Below are 26752 nucleotides of genomic sequence, written 5' to 3'. Positions count from 1 at the left end.
GAATTTGCATTCAGTTTGTTGCAGATGTTTGACGTGGGGCATGAATTAGCATACAAGGAGTACCGATTTGAGTTGGACTTACGTCTTATTACCTTATGCGCCCGGCGCGGTGATTTAATCAGTTGCCAAACAAGCCGGAGTATTGAGATAATTTTTAGTCTGACTCTCGCTCTATTGCATATGAGGTTTCAGTTCATGTCCTGCTACGCCGGGTGTCTGCGCAGCGGGGATTACCATTAACGAATAGTCTTAGTAGTACCGATAAAATGGCAGAGAAACGCAATATCTTTCTGGTTGGGCCTATGGGTGCCGGCAAAAGCACTATTGGGCGTCAGTTAGCTCAACAACTCAATATGGAATTTTACGATTCTGATCAAGAGATTGAGAAACGAACCGGAGCTGATGTGGGCTGGGTTTTCGACGTAGAAGGCGAAGAAGGTTTCCGTGACCGAGAAGAAAAAGTGATCAACGAACTCACGGAAAAACAGGGCATCGTTCTGGCAACAGGCGGCGGCTCTGTGAAATCTCGCGAAACCCGCAACCGTCTCTCCGCCCGTGGCGTAGTGGTCTATCTTGAGACGACTATCGAGAAACAGCTGGCACGTACGCAGCGCGATAAAAAGCGCCCGCTGCTGCAGGTTGAAACGCCACCACGCGAAGTTCTGGAAGCGTTGGCCGATGAACGCAATCCGCTGTATGAAGAGATTGCCGATGTGACCATTCGTACTGACGACCAGAGCGCTAAAGTGGTTGCAAACCAGATTATTCATATGCTGGAAAGCAACTGATTCTGGCTTTATATACACTCGCCTGCGGGTAAAAGCATTAAAGGTGGATGTCGCGTCATGGAGAGGATTACAGTTACTCTCGGGGAACGTAGTTACCCTATCACCATCGCGGCTGGTTTGTTTAACGACCCAGCTTCCTTTTTACCACTGAAAGCGGGTGATCAGGCGATGCTGGTCACCAATGAGACGCTGGCTCCGCTTTATCTCGACCGCGTACGCCACCTGCTTGAGCAGGCGGGCGTAAAAGTCGACAGTGTGATTCTCCCCGATGGCGAGCAGTATAAAAGCCTGACGGTACTGGATACCGTCTTTACCGCATTGCTGCAAAAACCACACGGTCGCGATACAACACTGCTTGCCCTGGGCGGCGGTGTTGTGGGCGATCTGACCGGTTTTGCGGCCGCAAGCTATCAACGTGGCGTCCGTTTTATTCAAATCCCGACCACGTTGCTGTCCCAGGTCGACTCCTCTGTCGGTGGCAAAACGGCAGTCAACCATCCGCTCGGTAAAAACATGATTGGCGCCTTCTACCAGCCCGCATCGGTGGTGGTGGATCTCGACTGTCTGAAAACGCTGCCGAAGCGCGAGCTGGCTTCTGGTCTGGCGGAAGTGATCAAATACGGCATTATTCTGGATGGCGAGTTCTTTAGCTGGCTTGAAGAGAATATGGATGCGCTGCTGGGCCTGGATGAGGCTAAACTGGCATACTGCATTCGTCGTTGCTGTGAGCTGAAAGCAGAAGTTGTTGCCGCAGACGAGCGTGAAACGGGCTTACGTGCTTTACTGAATCTTGGGCATACGTTTGGTCACGCGATTGAAGCCGAAATGGGCTACGGTAACTGGCTGCACGGTGAAGCCGTTGCGGCCGGCATGGTGATGGCGGCTCGCACCTCCGAACGTCTCGGGCAGTTCAAGCCGGAAGAGACGGCACGCATTATTGCGCTGCTTGAGCGTGCAGGTTTGCCGGTGACCGGGCCGCAGGAGATGTCGGCGCAAGCGTATTTACCCCACATGATGCGCGATAAAAAAGTATTGGCAGGTGAGATGCGTCTTGTACTCCCGCTTGCAATAGGGAAGAGTGAAGTACGCGGCGGAGTGCCGCACGATGTCGTTCTTGGCGCTATCGCTGACTGTCAGCAGGCGTAACAACTAGAAAGGTCAGGCCACTGTCGCAGGTGGTCGTTTAGCTTCAGGTGAAATGCAAAGTCGTTGGCATAAGCCTTTGAGTGGGGTGTTAAATGGATGAATTCAAACCAGAAGACGAGCTGAAACCCGATCCCAGCGATCGTCGTACTGGTCGTTCTCGTCAATCTTCAGAACGTGATAACGAGCCGCAGATCAACTTTGACGATGTTGATCTGGATGCAGACGATCGTCGCCCTTCGCGCAGCCGCAACGCGCACGAAGAGCGAGCAGAAGAGGATTATGAGTCCGAAGAAGATTCAATGGACGAACAGCCTGTAGAGCGTCGCCCGCGTAAACGTAAAAAAGCCGCTGCGCCTAAACCGGCGTCCCGCCAGTACATCATGATGGGCCTTGGCGTTCTGGTGCTTGTGCTGCTGATTGTCGGCATTGGCTCCGCGCTTAAAGCACCGTCAACGAACTCAACCGAGCAAACGGCTTCCGCTGAGAAGAGCATCAACCTGTCCGGTAACGATGCGTCCAATCAGGCGAATGGTGCGCAGCCTGCTCCGGGTACCACTTCCGCAGAGCAGACCGCAGGGAACACCGCAGCGCCGCAGGATGTTTCTCTGCCGCCTGTTTCTTCAACCCCTGCTCAGGGTCAGGCACCTGCTACGCCTGAAGGCCAGCAGCGCGTAGAAGTTCAGGGAGACCTGAACAATGCGTTGACGCAGCCGCAGAACCAGCAGCAGGTTGATAACGTCGTGGTTAACTCTACGTTGCCAACTGAACCTGCAACCGTTGCCCCGGTTCGCGGTGGTAACGCTCAGCCGCAAGCGGCCGCGACGGAAACCAAGCCGCGCCAGACGCAGACTGCGACACGTCCTGAACGCAAGCAGGCGGTGATTGAGCCTAAGCGTGAAACCAAACCTCAGGCAGTCGTTAAAGCGCCTGAAGTGAAAGCCGTACCGGCACAGCCGAAACACACCGAAACGGCCGCGGTGAGCGAGCCAGCTAAAGCGCCCGTCACGCAGACTGCGCCGAAAGCCACGGCGACCACCACGGCACCGGCTGCCACAGCTGCGCCTGCAGCAACGGCTCCAGCAGCCACGGCAACAGCCTCCAGCAGCGCAGCAGGTAAAACTGCAGGTAACGTTGGCTCGCTGAAGTCTGCGCCATCCAGCAACTACACGCTGCAGCTGAGCAGTTCGTCTAACTATGACAACCTCAACAGCTGGGCGAAGAAATCAAATCTGAAAAACTACGTTGTTTATCAGACGACCCGTAACGGTCAGCCGTGGTATGTGCTGGTGAGCGGTGTTTATTCGTCCAAAGATGAAGCAAAACGTGCCGTAGCGGCGCTGCCAGCTGATGTTCAGGCGAAAAACCCATGGGCGAAGCCGATTCATCAGGTTCAGGCCGATCTGAAGTAATGTTTAAAGCGCAGGATGCTGTCGGAGCTTTCTCCACAGCTGGAGAAGGTGTAATCAGTTAGTCAGCATGAAAAAAAATCGCGCTTTTCTGAAATGGGCAGGGGGGAAATACCCCCTGCTCGATGATATTAAAAAGCACCTGCCTAAAGGCGAGTGTCTTATCGAACCTTTCGTGGGTGCAGGATCGGTGTTCCTCAACACCGATTTTTCTCGTTATATCCTGGCGGATATCAACAGCGACCTTATCAGCCTCTATAACATCGTTAAGCTGCGTACCGATGAGTATGTCGCCGAGGCGCGCAAACTGTTTACGCCCGAGAACAATAACCCGGACGTTTACTACCAGTACCGCGCGGAGTTTAACCAGAGCCAGGACCCGTTCCGCAGAGCCCTGCTGTTCCTCTACCTCAACCGACATGGTTACAACGGCCTGTGCCGGTATAACCTGCGCGGGGAATTTAACGTGCCTTTTGGCCGCTATAAGCGCCCGTATTTTCCGCAGGACGAGCTGTATCACTTTGCCGAAAAAGCGCAGAACGCAGAGTTTCATTGCCTCTCCTATGAAGAGTGTATGGAACTGGCAGGCGTAAACTCGGTGGTTTACTGTGACCCGCCTTACGCGCCGCTGTCTGCGACGGCGAACTTCACCGCCTATCACACCAACAGCTTCAGCCCGGCCGAACAGGCTCGTCTGGCTGAGATGGCGGAAAAGCTGGTCAGCAAAAGAATTCCGGTGTTAATTTCGAATCACGATACCCCTGATACGCGCGAATGGTACAAAGCCGCGAAGCATTTTCAGGTCAAAGTGCGGCGTAGCATTAGCAGCAACGGCGGCACACGTAAAAAGGTGGACGAACTTCTGGCTCTTTATCGCCCCTGAGCCGTTTTGCCCGCCGGTAAACACATTTCAAGGAGAAGCGGATGAAACAGTTTTTGATTGCTCCCTCAATTCTGTCGGCCGATTTTGCCCGTCTGGGTGAAGATACCGCCAAAGCTCTCGCGGCTGGCGCAGATGTCGTCCATTTCGACGTGATGGATAACCACTACGTTCCGAATCTGACCATTGGTCCAATGGTGCTCAAGGCATTGCGTAACTATGGCATTACCGCGCCGATCGACGTTCACCTGATGGTGAAGCCTGTTGACCGCATCGTGCCTGACTTCGCCGCGGCGGGTGCCAGCATCATCACTTTCCATCCGGAAGCCTCTGAACACGTCGACCGCACGCTGCAGCTGATCAAAGAGAACGGCTGTAAAGCGGGTCTGGTGTTTAACCCGGCCACGCCGCTGAGCTATCTCGACTATGTCATGGACAAGCTGGACGTGATCCTGCTGATGTCCGTTAACCCGGGCTTTGGCGGCCAGTCGTTTATCCCCCACACGCTGGATAAGCTGCGTGAAGTTCGCCGTCGTATTGACGAGTCAGGCTACGATATTCGTCTGGAAGTGGACGGCGGTGTGAAAGTGAATAACATTGGTGAAATTGCGGCAGCGGGCGCGGATATGTTTGTTGCCGGTTCAGCCATTTTCGACCAACCGGATTACAAAAAAGTCATTGATGAAATGCGCCGCGAGCTGGCGAAGGTAAGTCATGGATAAATTACAGGCTATTCGGGGTGTGGCATTCGACCTCGACGGTACGCTGGTCGACAGCGCGCCGGGCTTAACGAGCGCCGTAGATCAGGCGCTGTACGCACTTGAGCTGCCCGTTGCAGGTGAAGAACGCGTGGTAACGTGGATTGGCAACGGCGCCGATGTTCTGATGGAGCGTGCGCTGACGTGGGCTCGCCAGGAGCGTGCGTCGCAGCGTTCCGCCCAGGGTAAACCGAGCGTCGATCACGCTGACATTCCTAAGGATGAGCAGCTGCGTATTCTGCGCAAACTGTTCGATCGTTTCTACGAAGAGACCGTCGAGGAGGGCAGTTTCCTGTTCCCGGACGTTCAGGAAACGCTGAGCGCGCTGCACGCGAAGGGCATCCCGCTGGGGCTGGTGACCAACAAGCCAACCCCGTTCGTTGCACCTCTGCTGGAAGCGCTCGATATCGCGAAGTATTTCTCCGTGATTGTGGGCGGCGATGACGTGCAGAACAAAAAGCCGCATCCGGAACCGCTTTTGCTGGTGGCAGGAAAATTATCCTTAACGCCTGCGGAGCTGCTCTTTGTCGGGGATTCGCGCAATGATATTCTGGCTGCCCGAGCGGCAGGGTGTCCTTCCGTCGGATTAACCTATGGCTACAACTACGGTGAGGCCATCACGCTAAGTGAGCCGGATGTGGTCTTCGACCACTTCAAAGATTTGTTGCCCGCACTCGGGCTTTCGCACAGTGAACATCAGGAATTGAATAATGACTAAGCCCATCGTTTTTAGTGGCGCACAGCCTTCAGGTGAATTGACCATTGGTAACTACATGGGTGCGTTACGTCAGTGGGTCAGCATGCAGGATGACTACCATTGCATCTACTGCATCGTCGATCTCCATGCGATTACCGCGCGTCAGGATCCTGAGAAGCTGCGCAAAGCCACTCTCGATACGCTGGCGCTGTACCTTGCCTGCGGCATCGATCCTGAGAAAAGCACCATCTTCGTTCAGTCTCACGTGCCGGAGCACGCGCAGCTGGGCTGGGCGCTGAACTGCTACACCTATTTCGGCGAGCTGAGCCGCATGACCCAGTTCAAGGATAAATCCGCGCGCTACTCTGAAAACATCAACGCCGGTCTGTTTGACTATCCGGTGCTGATGGCGGCAGACATCCTGCTGTATCAAACCAACCAGGTGCCGGTGGGTGAAGACCAGAAGCAGCATCTTGAGCTGAGCCGCGATATCGCCCAGCGCTTTAACGCGATCTACGGTGATGTGTTCAAAGTGCCAGAGCCGTTTATTCCAAAATCCGGTGCGCGCGTGATGTCGCTGCTGGAGCCGACCAAAAAGATGTCCAAGTCTGACGATAACCGCAACAACGTTATCGGCCTGCTGGAAGATCCGAAATCCGTCGTCAAAAAGCTCAAGCGCGCGGTCACCGACTCCGACGAGCCGCCTGTTGTGCGCTACGACGTGCAGAACAAAGCGGGCGTCTCCAACCTGCTGGATATCCTCTCCGGCGTGACCGGCCAGAGCATTCCTGAGCTGGAACAGCACTTCGAAGGCAAGATGTACGGCCACCTGAAAGGTGAAGTGGCAGACGCCGTTTCCGGGATGCTGACTGAGCTGCAGGAGCGCTATAACCGCTATCGCAATGACGAAGCCTTCCTGCAGAAGGTGATGAAAGAGGGCGCGGAAAAAGCCAGCGCGCGCGCGTCCGAAACCCTGAAAGCGGTATACAACGCGATTGGGTTTGTGGGTAAACCTTAAGTAAAAGCAAAACGGTAACCACGTTACCGTTTTTAGGGTTTGTTCCCTCTCCCTGTGGGAGAGGGTCAGGGTGAGGGCATCAGGCCGCACTTCTCTAAACAAAAAAACCGGGACATCCCGGTTTTTTTACGCCTGTAAAACGTTTACTGCTGCGCCGCCGGGCCGCAACCACCGATGATCTTCGAAATGGAGATCGCCGGGTGCAGCAGATAATCGTAGCTGCAGTTATTTTTGGTGTTCTGTACGTGACCGGTGCAGGCAGTCAGCGTCGATAACAGGCCAACCAGAATGGCGGCTTTTGCCAGTTTGAACATACGCATTCCTTGTCTTAAAAACGAAAATTGGATGTAACTCAATGGAATAAAGGGAAAAGTTCCACTTCGGGGCGGTATGTTATCGACAGCGGTAAGAGGGGAGTAGTCCGCTTAAGGACTACTCCGGAAAGGAAGAATATGCGTTAGTGATTCGAGAACCAGTTCAGCCTGTCGCGCAGTTCAGCCACACGACCCACCACAATCAGCGCCGGGCTTTCAACCTGCTGCGCCAGCTCACCGAGCTGCGTCAGTACACCATTTACCACGCGCTGCTTGATGGACGTACCGTTTTCCACCAGCGCGACGGGCATATCCGCATTCATACCGTGCTCCAGCAGCTTCGCCTGAATCGTGGCGGCCTGATTGAGCCCCATGTAGAACACCAGCGTCTGCTTTTCGGCGGCCAGATTATGCCAGTCCAGCTCGCTGCCGGTCTTCAGGTGGCCCGTCACCAGACGCACGCTCTGGGCGTAATCCCGGTGGGTCAGCGGAATGCCAGAGTACGCTGAGCAGCCGGATGCTGCCGTAATGCCCGGCACGACGGAGAACGGAATGCCCGCGTCGCACAGGGTTTCCAGCTCCTCGCCGCCGCGACCAAAGATAAACGGATCGCCGCCCTTAAGGCGCACTACGCGTTTACCTTTCTGCGCCTCGCGCAGCAGGATCTGGTTAATCTCCTCCTGCGGCACGCAGTGGTAGCCCGCCCGTTTGCCCACGAAGACGCGGTCGGCGTCGCGACGGACCAGATTCATGATGTCATCAGAAACCAGACGGTCGTACACCACGATATCCGCCTGCTGGATCTGCTGTAGCCCTTTCAGCGTCAGCAAACCCGCATCTCCAGGGCCTGCGCCTACCAGCACCACTTCACCGCGATGGTCCAGCGGTTCACTCAGCAGCTGTTCGGTCGTCTCTTCAACGGCTTTGGTGTCCTGATTCGCCAGCGACTGCGCCAGCCTGTCGTTCACAAAGAATTTTTCCCAGAAGCGGCGGCGCTCGCCCACTGTCGAGAAGGTTTGCTTCACGCGGGAGCGGAGTTGCCCGGCATAATGCGCAATCTGACCAAGATGCTGGGGCAACAGGGCTTCCAGTTTTTCCCGCAGCAGACGCGCGAGAACCGGTGAACGTCCCCCGGACGATACCGCAATCATCAGCGGCGAGCGGTCGATAATCGACGGCATGATAAAGCTGGCCTCTTTCGGCGCATCCACCACGTTGCAGAAGATACGGCGCGCTTCGCAGGCATCGCTCACGCGCTGGTTCACTTCATCGTCATCCGTCGCGGCAATGGTCAGCCAGCAGGTATCCAGCAGGGATTCATTAAACGCACCCTGTTCCAGCGTAAGCATCCCTTCCTGCGCCCAGACCTCAAACTGGGGGGCAAAGGAAAGGGCGTTAACGGTCAGTCGGGCGCCAGCCTCTAACAGCAGGCGCGCTTTGCGTTCAGCCACGTCGCCGCCGCCCACGAGCAGGCAGTCGCGGTTGCGTAATTGACAAAAAATCGGCAGGTGATCCACGACGTTACCTCGCAGCATTCATGGAGGGGGTAAGAATTGACGTCAGGATAACAGCAGGGATCGCACAGAACATACGACTTTCCTGCCGTTATCCCTAAAAGGGCGGGGGATTAGCCTTTCAGCTGCACCTTACCGTCCTTCACGCGGACGTCGTAGTGCTTCACAGAGCGGCTCTCATCTTCCATGCAATACCCGTCGCTTAAGCGGAAACGCTGCTTTTTCAACGGGCTGGCGACCCACAGTTCACCCTGGTGCTCGGCAATCAGTCCGCGGGAGAGCACGCTGGCCTCGAAGAACGGGTCGATATTGCTGATAGCAAAGACCTGTTCATCGTGACGAGGGCGGAAAATCGCGACCTGCTCGTTGCCCAGCAGCGCACAGACGCCGGTGGCGGGGAGAATGTCGTTAATATTGCAGATGTTTACCCACTGGCTCATGCGTTTTCCTCCACCAGCGTGACCGGAATACGTTCATACGGCGTCGCCGGACGATGCTGTTCGCGCTCCGGCACAACCTGTACGTTCGGGTCGCGCTGGGTGCTGTTGATAAAGTGTTTGAAGCGCGTCTGTGCCGCCGGGGTGTTGACGGTTTCCGTCCACTCGCAGATCACCGCCTCGCGCAGGCGCGCCATCTCCGCTTCCAGATGTTCGTTCAGGCCCAGCTTGTCGTCGATGATGACCGATTTCAGGTAGTCGATGCCGCCCTCGAGGTTATCGAGCCAGGAGGCGGTACGGGTCAGCTTATCGGCGGTACGGATGTAGAACATCATGAAGCGGTCGAGATACTGAATCAGCGTGTCGCGATCGAGATCCGCCGCCAGCAGGTCCGCATGGCGCGGTTTCATCCCGCCGTTGCCGCACACATACAGGTTCCAGCCTTTCTCGGTGGCAATAATACCCACGTCTTTACCCTGCGCTTCCGCACATTCGCGGGTGCAGCCGGAGACACCAAACTTCATTTTGTGCGGGGTACGGATGCCTTTGTAGCGGTTTTCCAGCTCCACGCCGAAGCCCACGCTGTCGCCGACGCCGTAGCGACACCAGGTGCTGCCCACGCAGGTTTTCGCCATGCGCAGCGCTTTGGCGTACGCGTGGCCGGTTTCGAAGCCCGCTTCAATCAGCTGACGCCAGATTTCCGGCAGATCGTCCTTCTGCGCGCCGAACAGGCCGATACGCTGGGAGCCGGTAATTTTGGTGTAAAGGTTAAATTCACGTGCGATACGGCCCACCGCGACCAGCCCTTCCGGCGTAATTTCACCACCGGCCGAGCGTGGAATCACGGAGTAGGTGCCGTCTTTCTGGATGTTGGCCAGGAAGTTGTCGTTGGTGTCCTGCAGCGGCGTGTGCTCCGGCTTGAGCACGTATTCGTTCCAGCAGGAGGCCAGCAGGGAGCCGACGGTCGGCTTACATACTTCACAGCCGTAGCCCTGGCCGTGCTTCGCCAGCAGTTCATCGAAGGACTTGATGCCTTCCACACGGATCAGGTGGTACAGCTCCTGGCGAGAATACGTGAAATGCTCGCACAGGTTGTTGTTCACTTCGATGCCCTGTTTCGCCAGCTCGGCGTTCAGCACCTGCGTGACCAGCGGAATACAGCCGCCGCAGCCGGTACCGGCTTTGGTTTCCGCTTTCAGCGCCGCAACGGTGTGGCAGCCTTTGTTGATGGCAGAGATCAGCATGCCTTTGGTGACGTCGAAACAGGAGCAAATCTGCGCGCTGTCCGGCAGTTTATCTACGCCGATGGACGGCTTGCCGCTGGAGGCGTGCGCCGGGAGGATCAGCGCGTCCGGGTTTTCCGGCAGTTCGATGGCGTTGAGCACCAGCTGGAGCAGATTACCGAAGTCGCTGGTGTCGCCCACCAGCACCGCGCCGAGCAGGGTTTTGTTGTCCTGGCTGACGATGAGTCGTTTGTAGACCTCTTTGCTTTCGTCGAGATAGACATAGCTGCGGGAATTCGGGGTGCGGCCGTGCGCATCGCCAATACCGCCTACGTCCACGCCCAGCAGCTTCAGCTTGGCGCTCATGTCTGCGCCAGTAAACGCGTTTTCGCTGCCGAGGATATGGTCCACGGCGACCTGCGCCATTTTGTAGCCCGGCGCCACCAGACCGTATACGCGGTTGTTCCAGCTGGCGCATTCGCCGATAGCGTAGATATCCGGATCGGAGGTCTGGCAGGCGTCGTTAATCATGATCCCGCCGCGCTGCGCTACGGCCAGCCCGCACTGGGTCGCCAGCTTGTCGCGCGGACGAATACCGGTGGAGAAGACGATGAAGTCCACTTCCAGCTCGCTGCCGTCGGCAAAGCGCATGGTTTTGCGTGCTTCGGTGCCTTCCTGGACAATCTCTTTGGTGTTCTTGCTGGTGTGAACCTTCACGCCCATGCTCTCGATTTTACGACGCAGCTGGTCACCGCCCATGTGGTCCAGCTGTTCGGCCATCAGCATCGGGGCAAATTCGATGACGTGGGTTTCAACGCCGAGGTTTTTCAGCGCGCCAGCCGCTTCCAGGCCCAGCAGACCGCCGCCGACCACCGCACCGCGCTTGCTGCGGCGTGCGCAGGACTCAATGGCGTTGAGGTCTTCAATGGTACGGTAGACGAAGCAATCCTGCGTTTCCGAGCCTTTAATCGGCGGGATCCACGGATAGGAGCCCGTCGCCATGATCAGCTTGTCGTAAAAAACCGTACGCCCGGCGCTGGAGTGGATCACTTTTTCCTGACGGTTGATGGTGATAGCGCGTTCGCCCACCAGCACCTTTACGCCATGCTTCTCGTAGAAACCTTCCCGCACCAGAGAGAGCTCTTCGGCGGTATGATGGGAGAAGTAGGAAGAGAGGTGCACACGGTCGTACGCCTTGCGGGGTTCTTCACAGAACACGGTAATATCGAACTGCTCAGCATCGGCTTTATCGAGAAGATCCTCGATAAAGCGGTGGCCGACCATGCCGTTACCGATGATAGCGAGTCTGACTTTGCTCATTATTGCCTCGATTTCTTTTCTATTATTGCCTACCTTAACGATTCAGCAGGGGCGCTTATTGATGCAAATCAAATACGTCTTCGCCTACTCCTTAGGTGGTATATAACTGATTTGTCAGGATTTTTATAAGTATTGGAAATCGAAGGCTTTTCGTGTTCGTTGAATTTGTGTACAACTCAGGGGCGATTTTGCAAAAAACGATACGCCTGAATATCAGCGGCGTTTTTTAGGGGAAAGGTATGTCTACAGCACCGTTATGGCTTGTTCAGAATGTTCGTTTACCGGGTCGGGAAGGGCTGTGGCAGCTCGCCATTGAGAACGGGCGATTTGGTGACATCACCCCGATGGACGACACCCATGCCGAAAGTTATGAAGTACTGAATGCGCGCGGTGGGCTGGCTATTCCGCCGTTCATCGAGCCGCACATCCATCTTGATACCACCCAGACGGCGGGTGAGCCGAACTGGAACCAGTCCGGCACGCTGTTCGAAGGCATCGAGCGCTGGGCCGAGCGCAAGGCGTTGCTCAGTCATGAGGACGTTAAAGCGCGCGCCTGGAAAACGCTGAAGTGGCAAATTGCCAACGGCATTCAGTTTGTTCGCACCCATGTGGATGTCTCCGACCCGACGCTGACCGCCCTGAAGGCGATGCTGGAGGTGAAGCAGGAGGTGGCGCCGTGGGTAACGCTGCAAATCGTCGCGTTCCCGCAGGAAGGTATTCTCTCTTATCCGAACGGCGCGGCGCTGCTGGAAGAGGCGTTAAAGCTGGGCGCCGACGTGGTTGGGGCGATCCCACACTTCGAATTTACCCGGGAATATGGCGTCCAGTCGCTGCACATCGCTTTCGAGCTGGCGAAGAAGTATGACCGTCCGCTGGATATTCACTGCGACGAAATTGACGACGAACAGTCGCGGTTTGTCGAGACGGTGGCCGCGCTGGCGTATGAGGCCGGTATTGGGCCGCGCGTGACGGCCAGCCACACCACCGCCATGCACTCCTATAACGGCGCTTACACCTCGCGGCTCTTCCGCCTGCTGAAAATGTCGGGGATTAACTTCGTCGCGAACCCGCTGGTCAACATCCACCTGCAGGGGCGCTTTGATGACTATCCGAAGCGTCGCGGCATCACCCGGGTGAAAGAGCTGCAGGAGGCGGGCATTAACGTCTGCTTCGGTCACGACGACGTCTTCGACCCGTGGTACCCGCTCGGCACCGGCAACATGCTGCAGGTGCTGCATATGGGGCTGCACGTCTGTCAGATGATGGGCTACCCGCAAATCGACAGCGGCCTGAATCTCATCACCCACAACAGCGCCCGGACCTTTGGCCTGAGCGATTACGGCATTGAAACGGGAAACCCGGCAAACCTGATTATTCTGCCTGCGGAGAGCGGGTTTGAAGCGGTGCGCTGTCAGGTGCCGGTGCGCTGGTCGATTCGTCAGGGGCGCGTGATCGCTACGACCCAGCTGGCGCAGACCTGGATCCAGATGGATACCGGAGGAGAAGAGGTAAGTTTCGCCAGAAACAGCCCCTCTGCCTAATGCAAAGGGGCGCAGGGTTTAGTGCGATGCCGCTGCCGCGTTGTGCTGGCGGTGGCGGGTAACAAAGCCCAGGATGAAGCACATGATGAACACCACGGCGTACAGACCGTTCGCGGTATGCAGCGCGGCCAGCGGGCCGCTGTGGGCAACGATCGGGCCCGTCACCACGAAGGTCAGCATGGTGCCGATGGTGCCACAGGTCAGAACGAAGTTAACCAGCTTCGGCGAGGCCACTTTGGTCTGCAGGGAGCCCAGGGTGATGATCGAGGTGTAGATCGCGCTGGAGAAGAAGCCCAGGGTCAGAATGAACCACGGCATATGTTCCGGGGAGCCGTTGATGAACAGGTACATCAGCACGGTCGCCAGGCCTGCCAGCACGGTCAGAATGCGCTGCAGGTCGAAGAAGCGCAGGATGAAGCTAAACGCCCACATGCCGAACATGTAAGACATCCAGAAATCGCTCACCAGTTGACCCGCATCGTTCAGGCTCATGCCCAGACCTTTGGCGTATTCCGGTACCCAGGAGATAAAGCCCAGCTGGCCCAGGATGTAGCACAGTGCGGCGATGGAGAGGAACAGCACGCCGATTCCCCACTTTTCTTTCGCAACGGGCTCTGCGGTGGTTTGCGCTTTCTTGCCCAGCACCGGGAACTCGCAGCCGAAGGTCAGAATAAAGATCGCCACGTAGACCAGACCAATGCAGGCATAGACCCAGTACCACTCGATGCTGCGCGCCAGCAGAACGGCCGCGACCATCGGGAAAATCATTCCGGCCATGCTGAAGAAGGAGTCGGTAAACAGCAGGCGCGCGCCGCGCTGGCGGCCTTCATACATATGGGTAATCAGGAACGTACCGATCGACATGGTGATCCCGCTGACCAGACCAAGCACGAACATGGCGGCGGAGAACAGCGCGATGCTGTGGCTTAGCATCAGGCCAGCCACGGCGGCGACCATCAGCACAAAGCCAAAACGCAGCTGGGTTTTCAGCGGGACGATTTCCATCAGCCAGGCATTCAGGAAGATAGAGATCAGGATCCCTGCGTTGAGGAAGGTGAAGGTATTACTCATGCTGGAAACGGGCAGCTGGAAGTAGTCTGCGATATTTCCCATCACCATCCCGGTGACGATCACCAACGCGCCGGTCAGGGCGTAGGAGAAGAAGCTGATCCATGTGAGCTTGATGCGATTGCTGTTAGTCATGTCTGGCCTGTTCAGAAAAAGAAAAGCGCCCAGGGGGCGCTGAGAGCGGGCAGATTTTAGACATTAAAGTGATCCATTCATATCTTTTAAGAGAAATAAGAAGTTCATTGCAGGTTTTTATGTGATCTTGATCACACAAAAAGGCGCTAAAGCCAACCGTTTGCGCGGTTACAACTGTTTCAATTTCGTAAAATTAGGTAAAAGGCTGGTCTCCGTTCATACTGCTCTTTAGAATCAAGCCATTCGCTTTTTATACTGCGCTTTGTTAAGGAATTCTCATGCTCAAATCAACACTGGCGGCTGTCGCAGCTGTGTTTGCTCTTTCTGCCGTTTCCCCTGCTGCGCTGGCAGCCAAAGGGGACCCTCACGTTCTGCTGACCACCTCCGCCGGGAACATTGAGCTGGAACTGAATAGCCAGAAAGCTCCGGTTTCTGTGAAAAACTTCCTCGACTACGTGAACAGTGGTTTCTATAACAACACCACCTTCCACCGCGTGATCCCTGGCTTTATGGTGCAGGGCGGCGGCTTCAACGAGCAGATGCAGCAGAAGCAGCCGAACCCGCCTATTAAAAACGAAGCGGACAACGGCCTGCTGAACAAGCGCGGCACCATCTCCATGGCGCGTACCGCAGACAAAGATAGCGCGACCAGCCAGTTCTTCCTCAACGTGGCGGATAACGCCTTCCTCGACCACGGTCAGCGTGACTTCGGCTATGCGGTGTTCGGTAAAATCGTGAAAGGGATGGACGTGGCTGACAAGATTTCTCAGGTGCCTACTCACGACGTCGGTCCGTATCAGAATGTGCCGTCAAAACCGGTGGTTATCCTCTCCGCAAAAGTTCTGCCGTAATTCTTCTGAACGCGGGCTCTCCTGCCCGCGTGATGTCGCCCTCCCTGCGAAAGCGCGTTTTGCTGCTTATACTTGTGGCAAACGGACTATTCAGGGAGGCGTTAAGTGAAAAAACTCACCGACAAGCAAAAATCCCGTCTCTGGGAACAGCAGCGTAACGTCAATTTACAGGCCAGTTGTCTCCTTGAAAAAGGTAATGGTCCCTCGGAACCCCACATTGAGACGCTGGAGCTTGGGCCTTCCGCGCCTGGGTTGCCCCATCTGTGCCTTATTCATCGTCATTTGTACCGCAGCGAGATGAAGCGGGCAGGCGAACTCCGTACCGAGGATATTTTTAAAGGTGATATTCCGTTCTGCCATTTCGAATACATCGAAAAGATGGGTAACGAGCTGATGGCGGCGCTGGAAAGCGAAAAATATCTTGTGGGTCTTGAGAAAGCGGCGTTTGTTGACCGGGTTAGCCACTATTACTGCGAAATCAACATGCTGCATCCCTTCATGCGCGGCAACGGTATTGCCCAACGCGTGTTCTTCGAGCAATTGGCGTTCCATGCAGGCTACGCGCTGGACTGGCGCGATATCGATCCCGAGCAGTGGGTGGCGGCTAACCGCAGCGGCGCAACGGGTGATTTATCCGCGCTGAACGCTATCTTTGCCAAAGTAGTGAGCGAAGCGCGGGAATCTGAGTAGAATAGGGCGGCATTTTTTTCGGGAGCCGCCATGATTCTGCTGATTGATAACTACGATTCCTTCACCTGGAACCTTTACCAGTATTTTTGCGAACTGGGTGCCGAGGTGGTTGTTCGTCGCAACGACGAGATCGATCTCGCCGATATCGAGACGCTGGCTCCACAGAAAATCGTGATTTCTCCGGGGCCGTGTACGCCCTCGGAGTCGGGTATTTCTCTGGATGTGATCCAGCACTATGCCGGCAGGCTGCCGATCCTGGGCGTCTGTCTGGGCCATCAGGCGATTGCCCAGGCGTTTGGTGCCACCATCGTGCGCGCCGCCAAAGTGATGCACGGTAAAACCTCGCCGGTCACCCACACGGGCACCGGAGTGTTCACGGGGCTCAATAATCCGTTAACCGTGACGCGCTACCATTCCCTGGTCATTGACCCGTCGACGCTGCCCGGCTGCTTTGAGGTGACGGCCTGGAGCGATACGCAGGAGATCATGGGGATTCGTCACCGTGAATGGGACCTCGAAGGCGTGCAGTTTCACCCGGAAAGCATCCTCAGCGAGCAGGGCCATGCGCTGCTGGCAAATTTCCTCCATCGCTGAATAACTGTTGCCTTGCTGTGATTTTTTATGCATATTTTGTGATTATATTTTCACAGTCAATGTGACATAAAATGGATGGGCATGACATGGCAACTGAACAACCAGCAATTACCCGCGCGACATTTGATGAAGTGATCCTGCCGATTTATGCACCGGCTGAGTTTATCCCGGTGAAGGGAAAGGGCAGCCGCGTCTGGGATCAGCAGGGTAAAGAGTATGTGGATTTCGCGGGCGGTATTGCGGTCACGGCGCTGGGTCATTGCCATCCCGCGCTGGTGGAGGCGCTAAAAACCCAGGGCGAAACCCTGTGGCACACCAGCAACGTGTTCACCAACGAACCGGCGCTGCGCCTGGGACGTAAGATCATCGATGCCACCTTCGCCGAGCGCGTGCTGTTTATGAACTCCGGCACCGAGGCCAACGAAACCGCCTTTAAGCTGGCGCGCTACTACGCGACAACGCGCCACAGCCCGTACAAAACCAAAATCATCGCCTTCCACAATGCCTTCCACGGACGCTCCTTCTTTACCGTCTCCGTTGGCGGCCAGCCGAAGTATTCCGACGGGTTTGGCCCGAAACCGGCCGACATCGTCCACGTGCCGTTTAACGATCTGCACGCGGTGAAAGCGGTGATGGACGACCATACCTGCGCGGTAGTCGTTGAGCCGATCCAGGGTGAAGGCGGCGTGACGGCGGCAACCCCGGAATTCCTGAAAGGGCTGCGCGAACTGTGCGACGAACATCAGGCGCTGCTGGTCTTTGATGAAGTGCAGTGCGGAATGGGACGTACCGGGGACCTGTTCGCGTATATGCACTACGGCGTGACGCCGGATATTCTGACCAGCGCGAAAGCGCTCGGCGGCGGTTTCCCGGTGAGTGCGGTCCTGACGACGCAGGAGATCGCCTCCGCGTTCCACGTCGGTTCTCATGGCTCAACCTACGGCGGTAACCCGCTGGCGAGCGCCGTGGCGGGTGCCGCGTTCGACATCATCAACACGCCAGAGGTGTTGAACGGCGTCAACGCGAAGCGCGAGCTGTTCGTAAAACACCTGCAAAAGATTGACGAGCAGTTCGACGTGTTCAGCGAGATACGTGGGATGGGGCTGCTGATTGGCGCTGAGCTGAAGCCGCAGTATAATGGCCGCGCGCGCGACTTCCTGCACGCCGCCGCTCGCGAAGGGGTGATGGTGCTGAACGCCGGGCCGGACGTGATGCGCTTTGCACCGTCGCTGGTGGTTGAAGACAAAGACATCGAAGAAGGATTAATCCGCTTTGCCGCCGCGGTCGCGAAGATCGTAAAAGGTTAATACGCCGTCCGCTTCAACCTGCGGGTTAGCCAAATCCCGTGATGCGGACGCTGACGCCATGCCACCGACGAAATGGTGTGCATGGTGTTCAGATGCCCCAGTACGCGCTGCAAATGCTGCTCCAGGGTGCTCATTGGCCCGTGGGTTAACGTTTCCGGCGCTTCCAGAATGTTCGAATCTCCCGACTCACCCGGCGAGTCATATTCCAGACGCTGCTGACACCGCTGCAACGCAATTTCACACGACTGCAAATAGCGCTGCGCCAGATCCGGCGTGAGCATCGTGTGCTCGCGCGCCAGCGTGGTCATGGCGTTAATGTGCTCGACGATAAACTGGCTGTGCGTCACCCAGAGCTTCATGTCTGCCAGATAGTGCGAGTTAAAGCCCGGCTCCTGCATCGCCTGGTTGAGCGAGTTGAACAGGGCGTTGTGCGCCTGGTTGACCTTCATGCGCTGATAAGCCAGCGGAGAGGGCTGCGGGTCGTCGCTCAGGATCAGGCGAATGGCCTGCTGGTCGGCTTCCAGCGCGTCGTGGGCGTTCTGGCGCAGCAGTCCACTTTGCCACTGCGGCCACAGCCAGACCATGCCGCCAAAGGCAATCAGACAGCCGATCAGGGTATCAATCAGCCTGGCAACAATAAACTGTTCGCCATTGAGCGTGAGCAGCTGCAGGGTATATACCGCCGTCACCGTAAAGCCCACCATCGCCCAGCCGTAGTTTTTGCGGATAATCAGGTAGCTCACCAGCGTGATCGCCAGCATGCCTGCCAGAGTATAGCCTTCCGGCACGTGGAAGTGCAGCGTCACGCCCGCGATGATCAGCCCGGCCATCGTTCCGCCAGCCCGATGCAGAATACGCACCCGCGTGGCGCCATAGCCGTTCTGGGTGACAAACAGCACGGTCATTAAGATCCAGTAGGGTTTCGGCAGATGCAGCGCCATGCCCATCAGGCTGGCGGTACTGAGCATCACGCTAATTCGTGCGGCGTTGCGCAGGGCGGACGATTTAAGAGAAAGATAGCTTTTGAGCGCGGGCAATAGCGGCAGCCGTTTCTGCTTATCCGCCATCAGGTCGCGGGGATAAAGCGGGCGCTGCGTGCGCAACACGCGGGCGATACGGCTGAAGTGCCAGGCGGCAAACTGGCCGACGGGGTTATCCGGATGCTGACGAGCGATTTTCTCCAGCGCGCCCAGTTGCTTATCCATGTTAAAGCGCGTCGGGTAGCGGTGATAGAGAATATCATCGGCCAGCACGCGCAGGCGTGCGGACACCGTCTGCGCGTTCCAGCGGATCACCGCTTCGGCGTGGCTGCGCTCGACCAGCTTTTGCACCTCCTGCGGGTGGTGCAGGCTCACGGAGATATGCTCCTGCAGATCCAGCCCGACCTGGAAGGTGCGCAGCAGCCGTTTGTACTCGTGGTTCTTGTTGGCGGCGAGCATATGCAGCTGCTGATAGCACTGGCTTATCAGATCCACCACCTTTTGCTGGCGCGTCAGCAGGGGCGGTAAGGATTTTTCCGGATCGGTATGCTGGGTCAGCAGGGTGTATTTGGCTTCGCAGTAATCCGCAAGCTGCACGTAGAGCAGGCTCAGGGATTCACGCAGCGGCTGCTCCCGCCACAGCCAGAACCAGAACCAGTTAAATAGGCCGTACCATAATGTCCCCAGGGCGTAGATCAGCAGCGGCTCCCACACCGGCATATTCCCGGCGAGGCTCAGCGTGAAAATGGCCGCAATCAGCGACGCGGGAAGCAAGCGGGCGTGCAGCGAACTGATTTCCGCCGTGACGCCGAGGGTCATCGCCAGCACGGTCAGGATCAGCGGCAGCGGGATATCCCGAGCCAGTAAAAGCTGTACGGCGAGGCTACAGCCCGCAAACAGGCAGCCGCCGATAATCAGGCGTTTGAAAAAGCGCTTATGCGGCGTGTCCAGACCGGCGATGTTGCAGCAGGCAGGCACGAGGGAAAACAGCAGACCTTGCTGAAGATGTCCGAGGATCAGGCCTATGGCCACGGGAAGACACAACACCAGCGTTTGTCGCAGTGCGTAGTTAACTTCCGGGTGATAGATCAGCCTGCGCCACATGGGGAGTAGAGACAAAAACGGCGTGACACCTTGCGGTGGCACGCCGTTTAAGCGGAATTAACGCGTTCCGTAAACCACGATGGTTTTACCGTGGGCGGAGATCAGGTTTTGATCTTCCAGCATTTTCAGGATACGGCCCACTGTTTCACGGGAGCAACCGACGATCTGACCAATTTCCTGACGGGTAATTTTAATTTGCATGCCGTCCGGGTGGGTCATGGCGTCTGGCTGTTTCGCCAGGTTCAGCAGGGTCTGTGCGATACGGCCAGTCACGTCCAGGAAGGCGAGGTTGCCCACTTTCTCTGAGGTGACCTGCAGACGGCGCGCCATCTGGGAAGAAAGACGCATCAGGATGTCAGGGTTAACCTGAATCAGCTGACGGAACTTCTTGTAAGAAATTTCAGCCACTTCACATGCTGTCTTTGCACGAACCCAGGCGCTACGTTCCTGGCCCTCTTCAAACAGGCCCAGTTCACCGATGAAATCGCCCTGGTTCAGATAAGAAAGGATCATCTCTTTCCCTTCTTCATCTTTGATCAGCACTGCCACCGAGCCTTTAACGATGTAATACAACGTTTCCGCTTTTTCACCCTGGTGAATCAGCGTGCTCTTTGATGGGTACTTATGAATGTGGCAATGAGACAAGAACCATTCGAGAGTCGGGTCTGTTTGCGGTTTGCCAAGCACCATGCGCTGTTATCCTCTGTTATAAGCTGTCACCAGAGTCATCAGATGCATCCGGACTCTGGGGTTGCAATCGAATTCTTACCCATACCCTGGGAAGTCGGCTACCGTAACGTTTCGCAGCCAGTAAAGTTTGATGTCCTCTGCATACATGTGTAACGTCAATGTATTACTGTAGCATCCAGAGTGTTTTAGCATAGCTTTCGCCGCGTGTCTCCTGGTGTCTCGCTTCAGCATGATGCAGGTCGCCTTCCATTGCGAGAAATGTAACGCACGCGTAATCTGTCACCAAAAATGCAACGTTGGAGTTTAAGAATATGCAAGCGCGCGTGAAATGGGTTGAAGGTTTAACGTTCCTGGGCGAGTCCGCGTCAGGACACCAGATTTTGATGGACGGTAACTCCGGCGATAAAGCGCCAAGCCCAATGGAAATGGTGCTGATGGCGGCAGGGGGATGCAGCGCCATTGACGTGGTGTCGATTCTGCAAAAAGGTCGTCATGACGTGACGGATTGTGAGGTTAAACTCACGTCAGAACGTCGCGAAGAGGCGCCACGCCTGTTCACCCATATTAATCTGCACTTTGTGGTCACCGGTAAAGAGTTGAAAGACGCAGCGGTCTCGCGTGCGGTGGACCTGTCTGCGGAGAAGTACTGCTCTGTGGCGTTAATGCTGGAGAAAGCGGTAAAAATCACGCATTCGTATGAAGTGATCGAGGCTTAATTATTGGGGCATCGTGCGTGTTGATGCCCTCACCCTAACCCTCTCCCACAGGGAGAGGGAACATGTTCACGCAATCTGCTTCCCTTCCATCAGTCGCTCCACCAGCGGCGTCATGATGAGCTCCATCGCCAGCCCCATTTTTCCGCCCGGCACGACTAACGTATTCATGTGCGAAATAAACGAGCCCTGCAGCATGGCCAGTAGCCAGGGGTAATCAATGCCTTCGAGATTGCGGAAATGGATCACCACAAAGCTCTCATCCAGGGATGGGATACTTTTGGCCGCGAACGGGTTGGAGGTATCCACCGTCGGCACGCGCTGGAAGTTGATATGGGTGCGGGAGAACTGCGGCGTCAGGAAGTTGATGTAATCTTCCATGGAGCGCACCACCGAGTCCATCACCGCCTCTCGCGAATGGCCGCGCTCGCTCATGTCGCGCGTCAGCTTCTGGATCCACTCCAGGTTAACGATAGGGACCACGCCGACCAGCAGATCCACGTGGCGCGCCACGTCGTGTTGAGGGGTGACCACGCCACCGTGCAATCCTTCGTAAAACAGTACGTCGGTGGGTTCCGGCAGCGGTTGCCACGGGGTGAACGTCCCCGGCACCTGATTCCAGGGAACGGCTTCATCATAGGTATGCAGATACTTGCGGGACTGCCCTTTGCCGCTCTGACCGTACTCTATAAAGGTTTGTTCCAGCAGGCCGAAGTCATTGGCTTCCGGGCCGAAATAGCTGATGTGTTTACCCAGATCGCGCGCTTTACGGATGGCCATATCCATCTCCGGACGCGTGTAGCGGTGAAAGCTGTCGCCTTCGACCTCCGCCGCACGAAGATTCAGCTGGGCGAAAATCTTGCGAAAGGCGAGGCTGGTGGTGGTGGTTCCCGCACCACTCGACCCCGTAACGGCAATAACCGGATGTCTGGCAGACATAGCAACTCCCTGACTGAAAAGGGTGGAAGATCAGCCGTGAAACGCGTTGCGGGGCATGATATTGACCGTCTCATGCAGTTCTGACCACACCAGCACCACGTCGCCGCTTTTCAGCTGGCGCTTAACATCGTTGACCTTTTGCTCAAGCGAGCGTTCCTGTTCACCATAATCGGTGCCTTCGCGTAATACAAAGCTTTCAATCAGATTATCGAGCGTTTCGGGAGCCAGATCCTGCCAGGGAATAATCATTTTGCACCGTCCAGATAAGGGGTTAGCCAGTCAGGAATACGCGTCTCAAGCCACATTTTCGGGCGGCGCAGCGTACCGCCGATAAACCCGACGTGGCCGCCGTGCTCGGTCAACTGATAGTGAACGTTGTCGGGCAGGAATTCCTGAGCGGGGATCGAGTGATGATCCATAAACGGGTCATCTTTGGCATGAATGATCAGCGTCGGCTGCGTGATCTTGCTGAGCAGCGGCATGGCGCTGCACTGACGATAATAGTCAATCGCATCGGCGAAGCCGTGGATTTTCGCGGTGATCAGGTCGTCGAACTCGCGAATACGGCGCACCTTTTTCAGCTGACGCAGGCTGACCGGCAGGGTATCCGGATAGGCTTTCAGCTTACGCGCCGCGTTGGCCTTCAGCAGGTTGAGCAGGTAGCGCTGATAGACGCGGGAAAAGCCTTTATCCATGTGGTAGCTGCACTGCTCCAGCATAAACGGTGCGGAGACAATGACGGCGGCATCCAGCGGGACGGTTTCACCCTCTTTGGCTAGCAGGCAGGCCAGCATATTGCCGCCCAGCGAGTAGCCCACCGCGGCGGTCGGCACGGTGCCAAAGTTGTCCCGTAGCCAGTGTAAAAACCACGTTCCGTCTTCGGTTTCACCCGAGTGATAAATGCGTTTCTGACGATTCGGTTCGCCGCTGCAGCCGCGAAAATGCATCACCACGCCGAGCCAGCCGCGCGCTTTTGCCGCCTCAATTAACCCATGTGCATACGGGCTGTGCAGGCTGCCTTCCAGACCGTGAAAGACCACCAGACGCGGCTTATGGCGGGCCTGCTCCGGCGCTTCGCTCCAGGCGAGATCCAGAAAATCACCGTCTGGCAGGTCAAGCCGCTGCCAGTGTGGGGTGAACTGAACCTTGCGGCGGATCAGTCGCGGCAGCATGGTCTGCAAATGGCGATTGGCCACGCCGCGCATAGGCACGAACTCAGTGCTGTCTTCGGCCGCAATGTCGAAGTCTGATGGAATGATTTGGGTCATAAGGGCGATGCTGATTCTTGTCAGAAATTTACGGTACTTTCCGAATTGTACCCCGTTTAGCCTGGTTTTCCGAAACATGAACTGATCCCGATCACAAATCTTTACCTTGATTATTACTCTCAGGCTAATGATTCCACTCTACGCTTAATTGATGCCTTTCTCACCAGAGCGCACACTTTACTCAACGTTAAGCAAATCAAAATGATTAGCTGAATCAGGAGGTTAATAATGTTATCTGGGCAAACACCCACCCGGCAATGGAACACGCGACGCAGCGAAAAAGCGCGTCGCCTGGCGTCCGTACCGGTGCAGGGCAAGGTACTGCCAACCGGCGATCTTGTCGCCATGCTGGAAAAATTAATCGCGCCTGGCGACAAGGTCGTTCTGGAAGGTAACAACCAGAAGCAGGCGGATTTCCTTTCCCGCGCGCTGGCCGAAGTGAATCCGCAAATTGTCCACGACCTGCATATGATCATGCCGAGCGTCGGCCGCAGCGAGCATCTGGATATCTTCGAGAAAGGCATCGCCCGCAAGCTGGATTTCTCCTTCTCCGGGACGCAGAGCCTGCGAATCTCCCAGCTGCTGGAAGACGGTCAGCTCGAAATCGGCGCAATTCACACCTACATCGAACTTTACTCACGTCTCTACGTCGACCTGTCGCCCAACGTGGCGCTGATTGCCGGCTTTAAAGCCGACCGCAAAGGCAACCTCTACACCGGGGCGAGCACCGAAGATACCCCGGCGCTGGTGGAAGCCGCTGCGTTCCACGACGGCATCGTCATCGCGCAGGTGAACGAGCTGGTGGACGACGAATGCGAGCTGCCGCGCGTGGATATCCCGGGCTCGTGGATTGACTTCGTGGTGGTTGCCGATAAGCCGTTCTTTATCGAACCGCTGTTCACCCGCGACCCACGCCTCATTAAACAGGAACATATCCTGATGGCGATGATGGCCATCAAAGGCATCTACGCGGAGCACCAGGTGCAGTCCCTGAACCACGGGATCGGCTTTAACACCGCAGCGATCGAGCTGCTGCTGCCCACCTACGGCGAACAGCTCGGCCTGAAGGGCAAAATCTGTAAACACTGGACGCTGAACCCCCATCCGACGCTGATCCCCGCCATCGAAAGCGGTTGGGTGGAGAGCGTGCACTGCTTCGGCGGCGAACTGGGGATGGAAGAGTACATCCGTGCTCGTCCGGACGTCTTCTTTACCGGTGCCGACGGCTCTATGCGTTCCAACCGTGCCTTCTGCCAGCTGGCAGGTCAGTACGCGGTGGATATGTTTATCGGCTCTACGCTGCAGGTTGACGGCTACGCCAACTCCTCAACCGTGACCCGCGGTCGTCTTTCCGGCTTCGGCGGTGCGCCAAACATGGGCCATGACCCGCACGGTCGCCGCCACGCCACGCCGGCCTGGCTGAACATGATCACCGAGCCTGACCCGATGCAGCGCGGTAAAAAGCTGGTCGTGCAGATGGTGGAAACCTTCCAGGCAGGCGTGAAGCCGACCTTCGTGGAAAAACTCGATGCCGTTGACGTGGCGAAAGCCTCCGGTATGCCGCTGGCGCCAGTCATGATTTACGGCGATGACGTGACGCACGTGCTGACGGAAGAGGGGATTGCCTACCTCTACCGGGCGAAAGATCTGGAAGAGCGTCGGGCCATGGTTGCCGCCGTCGCGGGGATCACCGACATCGGCCTGGGCGTGGACGCCAAACGCGTGGCGGAACTGCGCCAGAGCGGCAAGGTTGTGTATCCGGAAGATATGGGGATTCGCCGCACTGACGCCACCCGCTCTCTGCTGGCTGCGGGCAGCGTGTCTGACCTCGTTGAGTGGTCCGGCGGTTTGTATAACCCACCTGCGAAATTCCGGAGCTGGTAATGAAACTTCTCCCCCAGATTCAGGTTGAAGGCGGTGCCGAATGGCTGGCGCGAACCGCCACGCAGTGTCTGATTGACGAAGCACGTTTAAGCCCGAAACCCGGTTTGGTGGACAGTCGGGGGAACGGCGCGCACCACGATTTATCCCTTGCGCTGATGGAGCGCTCCGCGCACAGCCTGACCTCCACGTTTCAGGCGCTGGCGCAGCAAAGCTGGCAGCGTCCGGCAGATATTGCGCTTCGGCAAACCGTCGGGCGACTCGGTCGCGAAGGCGAGCAGCAAATGATGTCCGCAACCGGGGGCGTAAACACCCATCGCGGCGCGATTTGGGCGCTGGGGTTGCTGGTCAGCGCGGTGGCGATGCTCGGCGGTGATGCCAGGGCGCAAGATGTCGCCCGCACCGCCGCGCAGCTGGCAAAGCTACCGGACGAGGCGGCGCCCAAAGTGTTCAGCAAAGGCCTGCGCGCCACGCACCGCTACCGCGTGCCGGGCGCACGCGAAGAGGCGCAGCAGGCGTTCCCGCACGTTATGCAGCGCGCATTGCCGCAGCTTCGCCTCAGCCGTCTCAACGGCAGCAGCGAAACGCATGCCAGGCTCGACGCGCTGATGGCGATCATGACGTCGCTCACCGACACCTGCGTGCTGTCGCGCGCCGGAATGGAGGGGCTGGACGCCATGCAGAGCGGTGCCCGTGCGGTACTGAACGCCGGAGGCTGTGCAACGGCGGCGGGCCAGCAGGCGCTGGCGAGCCTGGACCGTCAGATGCTGGCGCTTAACGCCTCACCGGGCGGCGCTGCCGACCTGCTTGCCGCCACGCTGTTTCTCGACCGCGTCGAAACGCCTTATTCAAAGCATTAAGAGGATGTTATGGAAAAAATTACATTGACCGTGCCCGCCAGTCGCGAAGTAAGCGGCAGGGCGCTGGCAGGGGTTGTCGGCTCCGGGGATATGGAGGTGTTGTTCGCCGCCGAACCGGGCCAGACCTTAACCATTGATATCACCACTTCAGTAGACAATAGCCGTGGCCGCTGGGAGGCACTGTTCAACCGTCTGCAGACGGTCAGCAGCCTGCCGGCAGGCAAACTGACCATTCATGACTTCGGCGCGACGCCGGGCGTGGCGCGCATTCGCATCGAACAGGTTTTTGAGGGGGTGAGCCATGCGTGATGACAGCAGCTTTATCGAACTAAAAGCGCGCCAGCGCGCGCAGGCCCTGCTGGATGACGGCAGCTACCGCGAACTGCTGGATCCGTTTGAAGGCATTATCTCTCCGTGGCTTGGGCCGCAGGGGATTGTTCCTCAGGCCGATGACGGCATGGTCGTCGCAAAAGGCACCATCAACGGCAAGCCTGCCGTCGTCGTGGCGATTGAAGGCGCGTTCCAGGGCGGCAGCATGGGCGAAGTGTCCGGTGCAAAAATGGCGGCGGCGCTGGAGCTGGCGGCGGAAGATAACCGCAACGGCATTCCGACTCAGGCGGTGCTGTGCCT

At 57.0% G+C, this 26752-nt stretch carries 27 protein-coding genes; 17 read left to right on the top strand and 10 right to left on the bottom strand.

Features of this window, described 5'->3' with window-relative positions; translation table 11 throughout:
* Positions 1-266 precede the first annotated feature (266 nt).
* The 7 genes from aroK (at position 267) to trpS (ending at position 6693) form a co-directional block, all read left to right on the top strand.
* The gene (gene aroK / locus DOU50_RS18305) at positions 267-788 is read left to right on the top strand and encodes a shikimate kinase AroK (RefSeq protein WP_003861630.1); all 522 of its coding nucleotides are present in this window, start codon (positions 267-269) and stop codon (positions 786-788) included.
* Positions 789-845: 57 nt separating this feature from the next.
* Entirely contained in the window at positions 846-1934 is a 1089-nt protein-coding gene (gene aroB, locus DOU50_RS18300) for a 3-dehydroquinate synthase (RefSeq protein WP_024907920.1), read from the top strand.
* Between the two features lie 92 nt (positions 1935-2026).
* Positions 2027-3343 (top strand): cell division protein DamX, encoded by a 1317-nt coding sequence (damX, locus tag DOU50_RS18295; protein WP_024907921.1) that lies wholly within the window; start codon positions 2027-2029, stop codon positions 3341-3343.
* 67 nt (positions 3344-3410) lie between these two features.
* Positions 3411-4223 carry an adenine-specific DNA-methyltransferase gene (gene dam, locus DOU50_RS18290; RefSeq protein ID WP_024907922.1) on the top strand — a complete coding sequence of 271 codons (813 nt, stop codon included), beginning with the start codon at positions 3411-3413 and terminating at the stop codon, positions 4221-4223.
* Positions 4224-4264: 41 nt separating this feature from the next.
* Positions 4265-4942: a ribulose-phosphate 3-epimerase gene (gene rpe, locus DOU50_RS18285; protein WP_024907923.1), complete on the top strand. Its 678-nt coding sequence runs from the start codon at positions 4265-4267 to the stop codon at positions 4940-4942.
* Positions 4935-5696: a phosphoglycolate phosphatase gene (gene gph / locus DOU50_RS18280; protein ID WP_024907924.1), complete on the top strand. Its 762-nt coding sequence runs from the start codon at positions 4935-4937 to the stop codon at positions 5694-5696. Before rpe ends, gph begins: the two co-directional genes overlap by 8 nt.
* Positions 5689-6693, top strand: coding sequence for a tryptophan--tRNA ligase (gene trpS, locus DOU50_RS18275; RefSeq protein WP_148769869.1), 1005 nt, complete (start codon positions 5689-5691; stop codon positions 6691-6693). Before gph ends, trpS begins: the two co-directional genes overlap by 8 nt.
* Before the next feature lie 143 nt (positions 6694-6836).
* Here trpS and DOU50_RS18270 read toward each other — a convergent pair whose 3' ends face one another.
* The 4 genes from DOU50_RS18270 to nirB all read right to left on the bottom strand — a co-directional run bounded on the left by DOU50_RS18270 (position 6837) and on the right by nirB (position 11501).
* Positions 6837-7007 (bottom strand): YhfL family protein, encoded by a 171-nt coding sequence (locus DOU50_RS18270; protein ID WP_090420636.1) that lies wholly within the window; start codon positions 7005-7007, stop codon positions 6837-6839.
* A gap of 143 nt (positions 7008-7150) precedes the next feature.
* Positions 7151-8524: a siroheme synthase CysG gene (gene cysG, locus DOU50_RS18265; RefSeq protein ID WP_148769868.1), complete on the bottom strand. Its 1374-nt coding sequence runs from the start codon at positions 8522-8524 to the stop codon at positions 7151-7153.
* Positions 8525-8634: 110 nt separating this feature from the next.
* Positions 8635-8961: a nitrite reductase small subunit NirD gene (nirD, locus tag DOU50_RS18260; RefSeq protein ID WP_032648347.1), complete on the bottom strand. Its 327-nt coding sequence runs from the start codon at positions 8959-8961 to the stop codon at positions 8635-8637.
* The gene (nirB, locus tag DOU50_RS18255) at positions 8958-11501 is read right to left on the bottom strand and encodes a nitrite reductase large subunit NirB (RefSeq protein ID WP_047646837.1); all 2544 of its coding nucleotides are present in this window, start codon (positions 11499-11501) and stop codon (positions 8958-8960) included. The genes nirD and nirB overlap by 4 nt, the downstream gene beginning before the upstream one ends.
* A gap of 239 nt (positions 11502-11740) precedes the next feature.
* Here nirB and DOU50_RS18250 point away from each other — a divergent pair, with 239 nt between their 5' ends.
* Positions 11741-13042: a cytosine deaminase gene (locus DOU50_RS18250; RefSeq protein ID WP_148769867.1), complete on the top strand. Its 1302-nt coding sequence runs from the start codon at positions 11741-11743 to the stop codon at positions 13040-13042.
* 18 nt (positions 13043-13060) lie between these two features.
* Here DOU50_RS18250 and tsgA read toward each other — a convergent pair whose 3' ends face one another.
* Positions 13061-14245 (bottom strand): MFS transporter TsgA, encoded by a 1185-nt coding sequence (gene tsgA / locus DOU50_RS18245; RefSeq protein WP_061716375.1) that lies wholly within the window; start codon positions 14243-14245, stop codon positions 13061-13063.
* A gap of 278 nt (positions 14246-14523) precedes the next feature.
* On the opposite strand from tsgA, the gene ppiA reads away from it, so the two are divergent.
* The 4 genes from ppiA to argD all read left to right on the top strand — a co-directional run bounded on the left by ppiA (position 14524) and on the right by argD (position 17687).
* On the top strand, positions 14524-15096 hold the full coding sequence (ppiA, locus tag DOU50_RS18240; protein WP_023309471.1) for a peptidylprolyl isomerase A: 573 nt from the start codon (positions 14524-14526) through the stop codon (positions 15094-15096).
* Positions 15097-15201: 105 nt separating this feature from the next.
* Positions 15202-15786: a putative adenosine monophosphate-protein transferase Fic gene (locus DOU50_RS18235; RefSeq protein WP_148769866.1), complete on the top strand. Its 585-nt coding sequence runs from the start codon at positions 15202-15204 to the stop codon at positions 15784-15786.
* A gap of 30 nt (positions 15787-15816) precedes the next feature.
* Entirely contained in the window at positions 15817-16380 is a 564-nt protein-coding gene (pabA, locus tag DOU50_RS18230) for an aminodeoxychorismate synthase component 2 (protein ID WP_148769865.1), read from the top strand.
* An 86-nt stretch (positions 16381-16466) separates the two neighbouring features.
* The gene (gene argD / locus DOU50_RS18225; protein WP_194266159.1) at positions 16467-17687 is read left to right on the top strand and encodes a bifunctional acetylornithine/succinyldiaminopimelate transaminase; all 1221 of its coding nucleotides are present in this window, start codon (positions 16467-16469) and stop codon (positions 17685-17687) included.
* Here the strand turns inward: argD and DOU50_RS18220 are convergent.
* The gene (locus DOU50_RS18220) at positions 17684-19771 is read right to left on the bottom strand and encodes a YccS/YhfK family putative transporter (RefSeq protein WP_032648358.1); all 2088 of its coding nucleotides are present in this window, start codon (positions 19769-19771) and stop codon (positions 17684-17686) included. The two genes, argD and DOU50_RS18220, sit on opposite strands and share 4 nt — an antisense overlap.
* Before the next feature lie 57 nt (positions 19772-19828).
* Positions 19829-20461, bottom strand: coding sequence for a cAMP-activated global transcriptional regulator CRP (gene crp / locus DOU50_RS18215; protein WP_000242758.1), 633 nt, complete (start codon positions 20459-20461; stop codon positions 19829-19831).
* A gap of 311 nt (positions 20462-20772) precedes the next feature.
* On the opposite strand from crp, the gene DOU50_RS18210 reads away from it, so the two are divergent.
* A complete protein-coding gene (locus tag DOU50_RS18210; RefSeq protein ID WP_008503018.1) occupies positions 20773-21177 on the top strand; it encodes an OsmC family protein in 405 nt (134 codons plus the stop codon).
* Positions 21178-21243: 66 nt separating this feature from the next.
* Here DOU50_RS18210 and DOU50_RS18205 read toward each other — a convergent pair whose 3' ends face one another.
* The 3 genes from DOU50_RS18205 to DOU50_RS18195 are packed head-to-tail and all read right to left on the bottom strand — an operon-like array spanning position 21244 to position 23381.
* Positions 21244-22113: a phosphoribulokinase gene (locus DOU50_RS18205; RefSeq protein ID WP_008503017.1), complete on the bottom strand. Its 870-nt coding sequence runs from the start codon at positions 22111-22113 to the stop codon at positions 21244-21246.
* 30 nt (positions 22114-22143) lie between these two features.
* Positions 22144-22362, bottom strand: coding sequence for a YheU family protein (locus DOU50_RS18200; protein WP_008503016.1), 219 nt, complete (start codon positions 22360-22362; stop codon positions 22144-22146).
* Complete coding sequence (locus DOU50_RS18195) at positions 22359-23381, bottom strand: hydrolase (RefSeq protein WP_024907935.1); 1023 nt, start codon at positions 23379-23381, stop codon at positions 22359-22361. The genes DOU50_RS18200 and DOU50_RS18195 overlap by 4 nt, the downstream gene beginning before the upstream one ends.
* A 228-nt stretch (positions 23382-23609) precedes the next feature.
* Between DOU50_RS18195 and mdcA the strand changes: the two genes are divergently transcribed.
* From mdcA to DOU50_RS18175, 4 genes are all read left to right on the top strand, one after another.
* Positions 23610-25265, top strand: coding sequence for a malonate decarboxylase subunit alpha (gene mdcA, locus DOU50_RS18190; RefSeq protein WP_024907936.1), 1656 nt, complete (start codon positions 23610-23612; stop codon positions 25263-25265).
* Positions 25265-26122, top strand: coding sequence for a triphosphoribosyl-dephospho-CoA synthase (locus DOU50_RS18185; RefSeq protein WP_024907937.1), 858 nt, complete (start codon positions 25265-25267; stop codon positions 26120-26122). The genes mdcA and DOU50_RS18185 overlap by 1 nt, the downstream gene beginning before the upstream one ends.
* A gap of 9 nt (positions 26123-26131) precedes the next feature.
* Positions 26132-26431 carry a malonate decarboxylase acyl carrier protein gene (gene mdcC, locus DOU50_RS18180; protein WP_024907938.1) on the top strand — a complete coding sequence of 100 codons (300 nt, stop codon included), beginning with the start codon at positions 26132-26134 and terminating at the stop codon, positions 26429-26431.
* On the top strand, positions 26424-26752 hold a 329-nt coding region (locus DOU50_RS18175; protein ID WP_322742066.1), incomplete at its 3' end, for a carboxyl transferase domain-containing protein. The genes mdcC and DOU50_RS18175, both read left to right, overlap by 8 nt.

It is taken from the genome of Enterobacter sp. C6 (genome assembly GCF_008122455.1).
GTDB lineage: Bacteria > Pseudomonadota > Gammaproteobacteria > Enterobacterales > Enterobacteriaceae > Enterobacter > Enterobacter pseudoroggenkampii.
This window is presented reverse-complemented; position numbering and strand designations above follow the sequence as displayed.